Source organism: Streptomyces sp. NPDC007088, from assembly GCF_042869355.1.
Classification (GTDB): Bacteria; Actinomycetota; Actinomycetes; order Streptomycetales; family Streptomycetaceae; genus Streptomyces.
In genome coordinates this window covers 99,418-112,887 of sequence record NZ_JBIAFO010000011.1, presented here as the reverse complement: position 1 = coordinate 112,887, position 13,470 = coordinate 99,418, and the positions used below count along the sequence as shown (strand labels likewise).

At 73.9% G+C, this 13,470-nt stretch carries 6 protein-coding genes and 1 tRNA gene; 1 reads left to right on the top strand and 6 read right to left on the bottom strand.

Features of this window, described 5'->3' with window-relative positions; all coding sequences use genetic code 11:
* Positions 1–535: 535 nt before the first annotated feature.
* A complete protein-coding gene (locus ACFYMP_RS19200) occupies positions 536–1,177 on the bottom strand; it encodes a TetR/AcrR family transcriptional regulator (RefSeq protein ID WP_388858587.1) in 642 nt (213 codons plus the stop codon).
* Positions 1,178–1,283: 106 nt separating this feature from the next.
* Here ACFYMP_RS19200 and ACFYMP_RS19195 point away from each other — a divergent pair, with 106 nt between their 5' ends.
* On the top strand, positions 1,284–2,054 hold the full coding sequence (locus ACFYMP_RS19195; protein ID WP_388858584.1) for an MBL fold metallo-hydrolase: 771 nt from the start codon (positions 1,284–1,286) through the stop codon (positions 2,052–2,054).
* A 293-nt stretch (positions 2,055–2,347) separates the two neighbouring features.
* On the opposite strand, the gene ACFYMP_RS19190 is transcribed toward ACFYMP_RS19195, so the two are convergent.
* The 5 genes from ACFYMP_RS19190 to topA form a co-directional block, all read right to left on the bottom strand.
* Positions 2,348–2,424 (bottom strand) — tRNA-Thr (locus tag ACFYMP_RS19190).
* Positions 2,425–2,513: 89 nt separating this feature from the next.
* Positions 2,514–4,178 carry an alpha/beta hydrolase gene (locus tag ACFYMP_RS19185; RefSeq protein ID WP_388858581.1) on the bottom strand — a complete coding sequence of 555 codons (1,665 nt, stop codon included), beginning with the start codon at positions 4,176–4,178 and terminating at the stop codon, positions 2,514–2,516.
* A 247-nt stretch (positions 4,179–4,425) separates the two neighbouring features.
* Complete coding sequence (locus ACFYMP_RS19180; protein WP_388858578.1) at positions 4,426–5,631, bottom strand: DNA polymerase III subunit delta'; 1,206 nt, start codon at positions 5,629–5,631, stop codon at positions 4,426–4,428.
* A gap of 350 nt (positions 5,632–5,981) precedes the next feature.
* Complete coding sequence (gene tmk, locus ACFYMP_RS19175; protein ID WP_388858575.1) at positions 5,982–9,644, bottom strand: dTMP kinase; 3,663 nt, start codon at positions 9,642–9,644, stop codon at positions 5,982–5,984.
* A gap of 366 nt (positions 9,645–10,010) precedes the next feature.
* Positions 10,011–12,896: a type I DNA topoisomerase gene (gene topA / locus ACFYMP_RS19170; RefSeq protein ID WP_388858572.1), complete on the bottom strand. Its 2,886-nt coding sequence runs from the start codon at positions 12,894–12,896 to the stop codon at positions 10,011–10,013.
* Positions 12,897–13,470 lie beyond the last annotated feature (574 nt).

Sequence of the window (13,470 nt, the reverse complement as noted above, 5' to 3'; positions counted from 1 at the left end):
GGCCACCCACTGGTGCCGGAGACCGGACGAGCCTGCCGCCGGCCCGGCGGGTGCCGGCCGGCGCCGGCGGCGCGGAGGGACGTCTCGTGGAAGATCGCGCACAACGTCGCCCCTGAGCGCATCCGCGCGCCGACGCCGAGGACGGCACCCGGGGAACCAGTACCGGTGTCGCGGGCGACGAGCGGTACCCCGTCGACCAGCAGTCACGTCAGCAGCGGGCTCATGAAAAGCGGCCCCCCAGCAGCGGCGTGCCGGACGCCCGGCCTTCGGTGAACAGGCGGATGACCGGTGAGCGCGGCGCACGATCCGGCTCGACCCTGAGGAGGGAACCTGTCGGTGAGCACGCCCGCGGCGAAAGACCGGCCCGGCGGCGGGGCCACGCCGGGGCCACGGCGGTGCGACCGGCGTCGCGGCTCTCTCGCCGGTGCGCCGGTCGGCCGGTCGGCCGGTCGGCTGCGAGCGCGAGGCATCGTTCCCGCGCAGGCAAGCCCTCCCGCGCCGGTACAGGCCCCCGCCCGCCGCCCCACCCACACGCCTACGGAAGCAGCTCGGCCACCAGCGTCCGGTACAGCCATTCCTGGTAGCGCTCCGCATCCCAGCGTCGGTCGGCGGTGAACCGGATGAAGACCTGGGGCCCGGTGAGGACCCAGCAAGCATCAGCCAGCCCGGCCGGGTCCGCGCCCGTACGCAGGAGATTCCGCTCGTCGAGGTGGCCGACGAAGGCCGTGACACCGGTGAAGCGCTCCTGTTCCGTCACGGCGAGGAGCTGGGCCACTTCGGGCCCCGCCTCGCCGAGCAGGGCGAAGAGTGGGGCGGTCCGGGCATGTACGCCGCACACGAAGGCCGCGTACCCGCGGAGCTTGGCGTGCGGCTCCGGTTCGGCCCACACCTGCCGGAGGGCGGCGCGCCCGGACATCGGCACGGGTTCGTCGTCCCCGGCCAGAGTGGTGTCCCACAGGGCCTTCATCAGGCCGGACTTGTTGCCGTACATCTTGTAGACCGCTTCGGGGGAGACCCCGGCCCGCGCGGCCACCGCGCGCATCGTCGTGGCCCGGTACCCCTCGGCCGCCAGCAGCTCCAGGCTCGCCCGCAGGACGGCGGCGCGCCTGCGCCGGGCGGCGGCCCGCCGCCCGCTGGCGTCGTACGGCCTGCGCGAGGCCGGCTCGGTCGAGGACACGGGCGGAACCCCCAGAAATTGATTACAGTCACTTGCATCCAAAATGCGGGGGAGGACCGCTGCCCCTTCCGCCGCCTCGCCCATTCTCCCGCCACCGGAGCACGCCATGCCCTCCACCGCCCCCGCCCGCACCGTCGCCCCCGGCGTCGACCGCCTCGGCGACGACATCGTCAACTTCTACGTGGTCCACCACCCCGACGGCCTCGTGCTCGTGGACGCGGGCCTGCCGGGGCACCTGAAGCAACTGCGCGCGCACCTGTCGGGCACCGGCCTCGGCCTGGCCGACGTGAGGGCCGTCCTGCTCACCCATTCCCACCCCGACCACACCGGCCTCGTCACCGCGCTCCACCGGGCCGGAGCCGAGATCCACGTGCACCGGCCGGACGCCGCGACTCTCACCGACGGACCGCGCAGCTCGATGCGGCACGCGAAGCCCGAGCGCTCGATGGCCCCGTATCTCTTGCGCCGGCCGGCCGCCCTCGGCACGCCCCTGCACATGGCCCTGCGGGGCGGGTTCACCGCGCCACCCTTCGCGCACGCCCACCCCTTCGACGGCGACACGACCTTCGACGCGCTCCCCGGACGGCCCGCCGCGGTGCCCCTCCCCGGCCACACCCCGGGAAGCGTGGCGTACGTCTTCGCCGAGGCCAAAGCGGTCTTCACCGGCGACGCCCTGGTCACCCACGACGGCATCACCGGACACCGCGGCCCGGCCACCGTCTGCCGCGCCTTCACCAGCGACAGCGCCACCGCCCTCGCCTCGCTCGACCGGCTCGCCGGACTGCCCCACACCGTGCTCCTGCCAGGACACGGGGAGCCGTTCACCCGGGGCGCGGCCGCCGCGGCCCGCGAGGCCGAGGCGTACGGCGCCTCCTGAGCGGCGTGGACCGCGTCACGGCCGGGCGGTGGCACTGAGCGCCGCGCCTCATCGCCGCAGCGCTCGCGGCGATTCGAACGTAACCCATGTCCGGCCGTTGTAGCCCCCCTCCAAAAAAGCGAGCCAGCCCCGTCAGCGGCCCCGAGTAACGGCTTGCACACCCCGGTGCACGCGACGCCACGGGCACGCCACGCGTGCTCACACAGAGAGCGAAGAGCGGAGGGCCACTCGCGCCTCATCGCTCACCCCAACGACAAAACCCCAGGTCACGTAGTCCGTGACCTGGGGTTCTATGGAGCCGCCTTCGGGATTCGAACCCGAGACCTACGCATTACGAGTGCGTTGCTCTGGCCATCTGAGCTAAGGCGGCGTGACGTGCTGACCATCGTGGGGCAGCGGCCTCGGCAAGTCTACACAGTTTTGGGGGGTGCTCCTGACCACCTCCGAGGTCTCGTCGGTTCAGGAGCAGCGGGTGTCCTGCTTCGGGGGGCGGCCCGTCAGGAGGTACGTGGTGACGTGGGTGTCGACGCAGGTGCTGCCCCGGCCGTACGCGGTGTGGCCGTCGCCCTCGTAGGTGAGGAGGACGCCTGAGCCGAGCTGGGTGGCGAGGGAGCGGGCCCAGCGGTAGGGGGTGGCCGGGTCGCGGGTGGTGCCGACCACGAGGATCGGGGGCGCGCCTCGCGCTGTGAGGCGGTGCGGCTCTCCCGTGGCCCGCACCGGCCAGTACGCGCAGTTGAGGGCGGCCCAGGCCATGCTCTCGCCGAAGGCCGGGGACGCCTTCTCGAAGTCCGGGAGCGCCGCCTCCACGGCTTCGGGGCCGGAGAAGGCCGGTGGGAGGTCCAGGCAGTTCACGGCCGCGTTGGCCGCCATCAGGTTCGAGTAGGCGCCCTTCTCGTCCCGCTCGTAGTAGGCGTCGGACATCGCGAGGAGCGTCGAGCCGTCCCCGTCCCGGAGGGCCCGCGTCAGCGCCTCGCGCAGCAGTGGCCAGGCCGCCTTGTTGTACATCGCCGCGATCACGCCCGTCGTGCCCTGCGCCTCGCTCAGGTCCCGGTCCGTCTCCGACGTGCGCAAGGGCTTCTCGTCCAGCCGGCCGAAGAACGTCCTGAGTCTCCGGCCCGCCGCGTCCGGGGCGCCCCGGCCCAGCGGGCAGTCCGTGTGGGTCGCGCAGTCCTCGGCGAACGACCGGAAGGCCGTCTCGAAGCCCGCCGTCTGGTCGAGGTTCACGCGCAGCGCGTCCAGTGAAGGGTCCGTCGCCCCGTCCAGGACCAGGCGGCCGGCGCGCGCCGGGAACAGTTCCGCGTACGTCGCCCCGAGGAACGTGCCGTACGAGGCACCCACGTAGTTCAGCCTCCGGTCGCCCAGGGCCGAGCGCAGCAGGTCCATGTCGCGTGCCGAGTCGGCTGTGGAGACGTGCCCGAGGACCTTCCCGGACCGCTCCGCGCACGCCGAGGCGTAGTCCTTGAAGGAGCGGATCAGGTCGTCCTTGTCCGCCTGGTCGTCCGGGGTCAGGTCGGTGCGGGTCCAGCGCTCCGTGCGGGGGCCGTCCAGGCAGGTGACGGGGGTGCTGCGGGCCACTCCGCGGGGGTCCGCGGCGACCATGTCGTAGCGGGCCCGCACCTTCTTCGGGTAGTGCTCGCCCGCGTACGCCGTGAGGTAGTCCACCGCCGAGCCGCCCGGACCGCCGGGGTTCACGAGGAGGGAGCCGAGGCGCTCACCGGGGCCCGTCGCCCTCTTCCGTGCCACCGACAGGTCGACGTGCCCCTCCGCCGGGCGCGCGTAGTCCAGCGGGGCCTTCAGCGTCGCGCACTCGAAACCGGTCGCGGCCGCGCCCGCCGGAGCGGAATCCGGAGCGGAATCCGGGGCGGCCGCACCTGCCGGAGCGGAATCCGGGGCGGCCGCATCTGCCGGGGCCGGGCCTTCCGGCGACGGAGCCGACGGTTCGCATGCTCGCCACCGCAGGCGTTGCCCCTCGTACGCGGCGACCGGCCCGGCGGACGACGCCGCCGGTGCGGACGCCGCCGTCTCCCGCGCGGGCGCGGAGCCGCTCGCCGTGCCGGAGAGGCAGGCCGCGGCCAACAGGGCGACGGCGGCCGGCACAGTCGTCGCGGTGGCGGTGAACTTCATCCGCCGATGTTAACGGTAAGCGATCACGGCACTACCTTGCGTCCGCTCCTTCCGCCCTATCGGGTGACCGGGGGGAGGCGCCCGTGGACCGGGGGACCGGACGAGGGGCCTCCGGACCGGGTGACCAGGACCAAGTGACCCGTATCGGCGAATCGGCGCCTCGGCCGCGCGTCAGCCGGCGTCTCGCCGCGCGCGAGTCGGCGCCTCGGCCGCGCTCCCTCCGACGAGCAGTCGGCCCCGGGGCGGGTCAGCCCGCGCGCAGGGCCATCGCCATCGCCTCGACGGCGAGGAGCGGGGCCACGTTGCGTTCCAGCGCCGTGCGGCACGCGCCGATGGCCTCCATGCGCCGCAGCGTCGCCTCCGGGCTGCTGTCCCGCGCGATCCGTTCCACCGCGTCCTGCACGTCGGCGTTGGCGAGGGGGGCCCGGGAGCCGAACTGGAGGGCCAGCACGTCGCGGTAGAACCCGGTGAGGTCCACGAGGGCCAGGTCGAGGCTGTCGCGCTGGGTGCGGGTCGAGCGGCGCTTCTGACGGTCCTGGAGTTCCTTCATCACCCCGGCCGTGCCGCGCGGCATCCGGCCGCCCGCCTGCGCGCCGAGCGCGGCCCGCATGTCCTCGGTCTCCTTCGCGTCGGTCTCCTCCGCGACCTGTTTCGCGTCGTCGCCCGCCGCGTCGATCAGTTCCTGCGCGGCCCGCAGGCCCGCGCCGACGTCCCCGACCCGCAGGGGCAGTTTCAGCACCGCCGCGCGCCTGGCGCGGGCCCGCTCGTCCGTCGCGAGGCGCCGCGCGCGGTCGATGTGGCCCTGCGTCGCCTGCGCGACCGTCGCCGCGAGGGCCGGTTCGACTCCGTCCCTGCGGACGAGGAGGTCGGCGACCGCGTCCACCGGCGGCGTGCGCAGCGTCAGGTGACGGCAGCGCGAACGGATCGTGGGGAGCACGTCCTCCAGGGACGGGGCGCACAGCAGCCAGACGGTACGCGGGGCCGGTTCCTCGACGGCCTTGAGCAGGACGTTGCCCGCCCCCTCGGTCAGCCGGTCGGCGTCCTCCAGGACGATGACCTGCCAACGGCCCACCGCGGGCGAGAGCTGCGCCCGCCTGACGAGGTCGCGGGTCTCCTTGACGCCGATGGACAGCAGGTCGGTCCGCACGAACTCGACGTCCGCGTGCGTACCGACCAGGGTCGTGTGGCAGCCCTCGCAGAACCCGCAGCCGGGGTCGGCGCCCAGCGCGCGGTCGGGGCTCACGCACTGGAGCGCGGCGGCGAAGGCGCGCGCCGTCTCCGCGCGGCCCGAGCCGGGCGGGCCCGTGAACAGCCAGGCGTGCGTCATCCGTGAGCCCTCGGGACCGAGTTCGCCACCGGCCACGGCCGTGACCTGCGTGTCCGCGTCCTTGGCGGCGGCGGCGAGCTGCGCGCTCACCCGCTCCTGGCCCACCAGATCGTCCCACACCGTCATGCGGTCACCGCCTCTCCCTCACTCCGCCGCCGCCCTGCGCCGGCACGGCCACCCGTACTTCCTCTTCGTGCGGCGCGCGGCCCCTGCCCGCACCTCGCGCGCTGGTCCATTGTCGACGATGCCACCGACAACGGCGGACGAGGACGAAGACGAAGACGAGAAAGGGGACAGGACGGGACGAGGCCGGGGCCGGGGACGGGACGACAACGGGAGCGGGGCGAGAACCGGACGGGAGCGGCGGGGGCGGTCGGCCGCACCGGGCGGCGTACGGCCCCTGCCGCTCTCCCCTCACGGCACCAGCCGGCCCCTGCCGCGCTCCCCTCACGGCACCGGCAGACCGGCTACCGCCCTCAGTCCCGTCGACCCTTCCCGCGGCCGCGACCGCCCCCGCGTCCGGAACCGCCGTCCTCCTCCTCGTCGAAGCGGGGGCCGAGCAGTTCGTCCGCGAGGGTCGGGAGGTCGTCGAGCGGGGTCTCCTCCGCCCAGTCGGGGCGCGGGCGGCGGCGCGGGGCGCCGGTCTCGTCGAGCTGCGGCAGTTCCCTGGTCCGGTCGTTCGGGCCGAGCGCGTCGGCCCTCCCGGTGTTCCCGGCCGCTCCCTGTCCGGGCCGCTGCCGGTCGCCGCGTCCGGCAGACGGGGCCTCGTCGCGGAAGAACCCGGGCGGGACGCGGTCGGCGGGGCTGTCGGTCGGCGCGCCGGAGAAGGGCCGCCGGGACGCCTCCCCGGAACCACCCTTACGGGCCTCCGCGGAACGGCTCCCGCTCCCCTTCGCGCCCCGCGACTTCCGGCCCGGCGCGTTCCCGTCCGGCGCGTTCCCGTCCGGCGACCGCCGGTCCGACGGACTTCCGTCCGTCGCCCCTCCGGCCGCTTCCGGCGCACCGTCACGGAACTGCGGCAGCACCGTCGTCTCGTCCTGGGCCCCGGGCGGCGGCGTCTCGCTCTCCCGGCCCTCCTCGGCGTCGGCGTCGGTCGCGTCACGGAACTGCGGGAGCACCGCCGTCTCGTCCTCGGGATACGCCGGGCGGGCGTCCTGCGGCCGGACGACCGGAGTGGAGATCGTCGTCTCGTCGCCGTGCCGGAAGATCGGCGTCGGCACCGTCGTCTCGTTGTCCGGGACGGGGTCCTCACCCGTGCCGCCGGCCGTTTCGCGGCTCTCGGCGGCCTCCTCGACGCGGCGCGCCTCCCCGGCGGCCCTGGCCCGCTCGGCGGCCTCGGCTTCCTCGGCGGCCCTGGCCCGCTCGGCGGCCCACGCCTGTTCGGCCGCCCGCGCCGCCTCGACCCTGGCCGCCTCGGCCTCCGCCCTGGCGGCCTCCTCGGCTTCGGCCTCGGCGGCCCGGCGTCGGCGGTCCTCCTCCTCGGCGCGCTGGCGCGCCTGTTCCTCCGCGAGCCTGCGCGCCTGTTCGGCGCGGAGCAGGGACTCCTCGGCCTTGCGCTGCTTCTCGCGGCGCTTGGCCTCGGCCTCCTCGCGCAGCCGCTTCTCCTCGGCGGCCTGCCGGCGCAGGCGTTCCTGCTCGGCCTCGCGCGCGGCCTCCTCCTCGGCCTTGCGGCGGGCCTCCTCCTCGGCCTGGCGGCGTTCCTCCTCGGCGCGCTGCCTGGCCTCCTCGGCGAGGCGCTCCTCCTCCTGCCGGCGGGCCTCCTCCAGCTCGCGGCGCTTGCGCTCCTCCTCCTCGGCGCGCAGCCTGGCGAGCTGTTCCTGACGCTCGCGCTCCAGCCGCTCCTCCTCGGCCTTGCGCGCGGCCTCCTCCTCGGCCTTGCGGCGGGCCTCCTCCTCGGCGGCCCTGCGCGCCTCCTCCTGGGCCTTGATCTCGGCCTCGGAGAGCGGAAGCATCTGGTCGAGACGGTGCCGGACTGTCGTCGTGACGGCCTCCGGCTCCCGCGCCCCGTCGACCACGAGGTACCGGCCGGGGTCGGCCGCGGCGAGCGTGAGGAACCCGGAACGGACCCGGGCGTGAAACTCGGCGGGCTCCGACTCCAGCCGGTCGGGCGCCTCGGTGAACCGTTCCCGCGCGGCCTCGGGCGCCACGTCGAGCAGCACCGTCAGATGCGGGACGAGCCCGCCCGTGGCCCACCGCGAGATCCGCGCCACCTCGACCGGCGAGAGGTCCCGGCCCGCGCCCTGGTAGGCCACGGAGGAGTCGATGTAGCGGTCGGAGATGACGACGGCCCCGCGTTCCAGCGCGGGCCGGACGACGGTGTCGACGTGTTCGGCGCGGTCGGCCGCGTACAGCAGCGCCTCGGCGCGGTGCGACAGACCGGCGCTGGAGACGTCGAGCAGGATCGAGCGCAGCCGCTTGCCGACCGGGGTGGCGCCGGGCTCGCGGGTCACGACGACCTCGTGGCCCTTGGCCCTGATCCACTCGGCGAGCGCCTCGGCCTGCGTGGACTTGCCCGCTCCGTCGCCGCCCTCCAGGGCGAGGAAGAAGCCGCTGGTCGCGGGGGCCTGGGCCGGGTCGCCGCCGCGCAGCGCCTCGCGCAGGTCACGGCGGAGCGGTACGCCCTGCCGGTCGTCGGTCTTCGCGAGGACGAAGGCGGCGACCGGGAGCAGCAGCGCGCCCACGAGCATCAGCGTGAACGAGGCCCCGTCGTGCTCGAAGGTGAACTTGCCGTTGACGACACGGTGCGGACCGATGAACGCGCCGAACACCGGCGCGGCGATCGCGGCGACCGCGACGGCCAGCCGTGCGACGGCCTGGAGATGCTCGGTCGTACGGGCCCTGCGGCCTTCCTCGATCTCCTGGTCGAGCAGGGTGTGCCCGGTGTTCGCGGCGACACCCGCGCTCACCCCGGCGAGCAGCAGGAGCAGCAGGACGGTGGTGATGTCGGGGACGAGCCCGGCGACCAGCAGCGCGACACCGGCCACGGCGATCGCGAGGGACAGCAGCCTGCGCCGGGACAGGGTGGGCAGCACCGAGCGCGCCGTACGGATACCGAGGACGGTGCCGCCGGTCAGGGCGAGCACGATCAGGCCGTACGCGACCGGTCCGCCGCCCAGGTCCCTGGCGTGCAGCACGCCGACCGAGACGGCCGCGCCGATCGCCGCGGCCACGGCCCCGCAGGCTCCCACCAGGACGGGGACGGCGCCCGTACGCCCCTTGTCGGCGGGCTCCGCCGCGGGAGTGGCGGCCGCCGTGGACCCGGCCTCGGTGTCGGGGCCGGCGGTCCGGGGCCGCCGGCTCGCGGCGCGCGGCCGGCGCAGCCCTTCGAGCGGGGAACGCGGGCGCGGCGTGCGGGCCGAGGGCAGCTCCAGGGCGGAGACGACGGACAGCGAGGCGGCGAACAGTCCGGCCGCGACGTACGAGGCGAGCGCGGCCTGGTGCTGCGCGAACCAGTCGAGTCCGGCGCCCAGCAGGTTGCCGACGAGGGACACGGCGACGAGGGTCAGCGCGGCGGCGGGCAGCGCGCAGAACGTGGTGCGCTGGAACAGGCGGCGCAGGGTCTCCAGGTGGTCCGGGAGCGGCCGTACGGCGTCGCCCTCGGGCGGCGGGACGGGCAGCAGCCCGGGGGCGGCGCCCTCCCGGCACACCGTCCACAGCCGTTCGGCGCCCCCGGCGAGGAACGCGGTGATCAGCACAATGGTGAGGGCGTTGTCCGGGGTCCAGTCGATCCACAGCGGCGCGACGATCATGAGCGCCGCGCGCACGCCGTCCGCGACGAGCATCGTCCAGCGCCGGTCGAGCGCTCCGCCGGGGGCGGTCAGCGCGGACACCGGTCCGAGCAGCACCGCTCCGAACAGCAGCGTGGCGAGGACGCGCACGCCGAAGACGATGGCGACCGCGAACGCCGCACCCCGGTAGCCCCCGCCGAACGAGCCCTGGAGCAGGTCCGCCTGAAGGACCAGCACGACCAGCACCAGGAGGGCGAGACAGTCGCCGACACCCCCCACGAGCTGGGCGCTCCAGAGGCGTTTCAACGGTTGGGAGCGCAGCAGAGCGCGGATCGCGCGCTCCTGGGAATCTGCGACCAGGGCGGTGTCTGAGGTCGTCTTGACGACCGGTGGCTGCTCGGCTCGCGTCATTCCGACAGCCTATCGGCCGGATACGACACCTCGAAGGCCCGTCCGAACAAACGTCTCCGCTCCCGGTGTGCCCCGCACAAACGTTTGCAATCGCGCTCGACCAGGCGGTTTCGACGGCTGAGGAGCGGGAACCCGCGAAGGTCGCCCGAAGCGCCACGCCCTCCTGCGACGACCCGCGTCCTGCCTATGAGGACCCGCGCCCTGCCGTGAGAACCCGCGTCCTCCCGCGTGGCCCGGACCCGCCTACCCGAGGACCGGACAGGGCAACGAACCGGAGACGGACAACGGGCCGGGCACGGCAACGAGCCGGAGACGACGGCGGGGCCGGTCCCGGAATCCCCGGACCGGCCCCGCCGCAAGAAGGTCTCAGCCCTCGTCAGTCGTCCTCGTCGCCGTGGCCGACTTCCCGGAGGCCGCCGACTTGCCCGCGGCCGCCTTCTTCGCCGCGGCCGACGTCTTCTTCGCGGCCGTCGCCGTGGTCTTCTTCGCCGCGGTGGTCGTCTTCTTGGCCGCGGTGGTCGTCTTCTTCGCCGTCGACTTCGCGGCCGACTTCTTCGCGGGCGCCTTCTTGACGGCCTTCTTCGCCGTCTTCTTGGCGGGGCCCTTGGCCCGCTTCTCGGCGAGCAGCTCGTACCCGCGCTCCGGAGTGATCTCCTCGACGCTGTCGGCGGCCCGCAGCGTCGCGTTGGTCTCGCCGTCGGTCACGTACGCGCCGAAGCGCCCGTCCTTGACGACGACCGGCTTCCCGCTGACGGGGTCCTCGCCCAGCTCCTTGAGCGGGGGCTTGGCGGCGGCCCGCCCGCGCTGCTTGGGCTGCGCGTAGATCGCGAGAGCTTCCTCAAGAGTGATCTCGAAGAGCTGCTCCTCGGTCTGGAGCGAGCGCGAGTCCGTGCCCTTCTTGAGGTACGGCCCGTACCGCCCGTTCTGCGCGGTGATCTCGACGCCCTCCGGGTCCACGCCCACGACCCGCGGCAGCGACATGAGCTTGAGCGCGTCGGCGAGGGTCACCGTGTCCAGGGACATCGACTTGAAGAGCGAGGCGGTACGCGGCTTGACCGCGTTCTTGCCGGTCTTCGGAGTGCCCTCGGGCAGGATCTCGGTGACGTACGGGCCGTAGCGCCCGTCCTTCGCGACGATCTGCCGGCCGGTCTCCGGGTCGGTGCCCAGCTCGAAGTCGCCGCTCGGCTTGGCCAGCAGCTCCTCGGCGTACTCGACGGACAGCTCGTCGGGAGCGAGGTCCTCGGGGATGTCGGCGCGCTGGTGGTTCTCGGAGTCCTTCTCACCGCGCTCGACGTAGGGCCCGTAGCGCCCGACACGCAGCACGATGCCGTCGCCGACGGGGAAGGAGGACACCTCACGGGCGTCGATCGCGCCGAGGTCGGTGACCAGCTCCTTCAGACCGCCGAGGTGATCGCCGTCCCCTCCCGCGTCAGCGGCGGAACCAACGGTTCCGGCGTCCCCCTCGCCGAAGTAGAACCGGCGCAGCCACGGCACGGCCTGGGCCTCGCCGCGCGCGATGCGGTCGAGGTCGTCCTCCATCTTCGCGGTGAAGTCGTAGTCGACGAGCCGCCCGAAGTGCTTCTCCAGCAGGTTGACCACGGCGAAGGACAGGAAGGACGGCACGAGGGCCGTGCCCTTCTTGAACACGTAACCGCGGTCCAGGATCGTGCCGATGATCGACGCGTACGTCGACGGGCGGCCGATCTCGCGCTCCTCCAGCTCCTTGACCAGGCTGGCCTCGGTGTAGCGGGCCGGCGGCTTGGTGGAGTGGCCGTCGGCGGTGATCTCCCGGGCGCTCAGCGCGTCGCCCTCGGCGACCTGCGGCAGCCTGCGCTCGCGGTCGTCCAGCTCCGCGTTCGGGTCGTCCGCGCCCTCGACGTACGCCTTGAGGAAGCCGTGGAAGGTGATGGTCTTGCCGGAGGCGGAGAACTCGGCGTCCCGGCCGTCGGCGGAGGTGCCGGCGATCTTGACGGTGACGCTGTTGCCGACCGCGTCCTTCATCTGGGAGGCGACGGTCCGCTTCCAGATCAGCTCGTACAGCCGGAACTGGTCGCCGGTCAGGCCCGTCTCCGCCGGGGTGCGGAAGCGGTCCCCGGAGGGGCGGATCGCCTCGTGCGCCTCCTGCGCGTTCTTGACCTTCCCGGCGTACGTACGCGGCTTGTCGGGCAGGTAGTCGCCGCCGTACAGCTGCGTGACCTGGGCCCGCGCGGCGGACACGGCGGTGTCCGAGAGCGTCGTGGAGTCGGTACGCATATAGGTGATGAAGCCGTTCTCGTACAGCTTCTGCGCGACCTGCATCGTGGCCTTCGCCCCGAAGCCGAGCTTGCGGCTCGCCTCCTGCTGGAGCGTCGTGGTGCGGAAGGGCGCGTACGGCGAGCGACGGTACGGCTTCGACTCGACGGAGCGGACCGCGAAGCTGCTGCCGGCCAGGCCGGCGGCGAGCGCGCGGGCGTTCGCCTCGTCGAGGTGCAGGGTGCCGGACTTGAGCTGCCCGAAGGAGTCGAAGTCGCGGCCCTGGGCGACACGCTTGCCGTCGACGGCGGACAGCCGCGCGGTCAGCGTGGACGGGTCACTCGCGTCACCGGTGCGGCCGGTGCCGAAGGTGCCGGTGAGGTCCCAGTACTCGGCGGAGCGGAAGGCGATGCGCTCGCGCTCCCGCTCGACGACGAGCCGGGTCGCGACCGACTGCACACGCCCGGCCGACAGCCGCGGCATGACCTTCTTCCACAGGACCGGCGAGACCTCGTATCCGTAGAGACGGTCGAGGATTCGGCGGGTCTCCTGGGCGTCGACCAGCTTCTGGTTCAGCTCGCGCGGGTTGGCCACGGCGGCCCGGATCGCGTCCTTGGTGATCTCGTGGAAGACCATGCGGTGGACGGGGATCTTGGGCTTGAGCACTTCCTGGAGGTGCCAGGCGATGGCCTCGCCCTCGCGGTCCTCATCGGTGGCGAGGAAGAGTTCGTCGGAGTCGCGCAGCAGATCCTTGAGCTTCTTGACCTGCGCCTTCTTGTCAGCGTTGACGACGTAGACGGGCTGGAAGTCGTTCTCAACGTCCACGCCGAGCCGGCGCACCTCGCCCGTGTACTTCTCGGGCACCTCGGCGGCACCGCTGGGGAGGTCGCGAATGTGCCCGACGCTCGCTTCGACGGTGTAGCCGGGGCCGAGGTAGCCCTTGATCGTCTTCGCCTTGGCAGGCGACTCGACGATGACGAGTCGGCGACCGCCGCGTGCGGTCTCGCTGGTCGGGGACAACGTGGCTCTTCTCTCCGGTCGAGGCTCAAGGCCCGCGGGGAACGCCCGGGGGCCGGACCCGAGGGGGTCCGTGCCGCCCACGCTCCTGCGGGTGGGTGACTGCTGACGCTGCGGAGTGTGACGGTACCTCCCGCCCCCGTGTCAAACGGGAAAAGCCCGCAACGGCCACTCGAACGGTAACCCGACTACCGCCATTCCTGCCGCCCGGACCACCTGTACGCCGTTTCGGGCCATGTGCGCCCCTACCGGGGACGCTCGGCTCCACCGCAGGTGGGGGCCTACGCCGACGCCTACGCGGGGGCCTCTCGGCGGCTTCTGCGCGTCCACCGGAAGAGCCCGCCGGGGCCGCGGGAACCACGACGGGCGCACGACCGGCCCCCGGCCGCGGACCCCGCGCCGCGCCGGGGGCGCACGGATTCACGGGGCGCCGCGCCTCGCCCCCGGCCCCGGCCCGGACACGGATCAGGCTCACCCTTCGCTCCCCGCCGGTCCCCCGTCGACCACGAACCTGACTCGGACACGACTTCGGACGTGGACACCCGGCGCCGGAGGCGGACACCCGGCTTCGGACGCG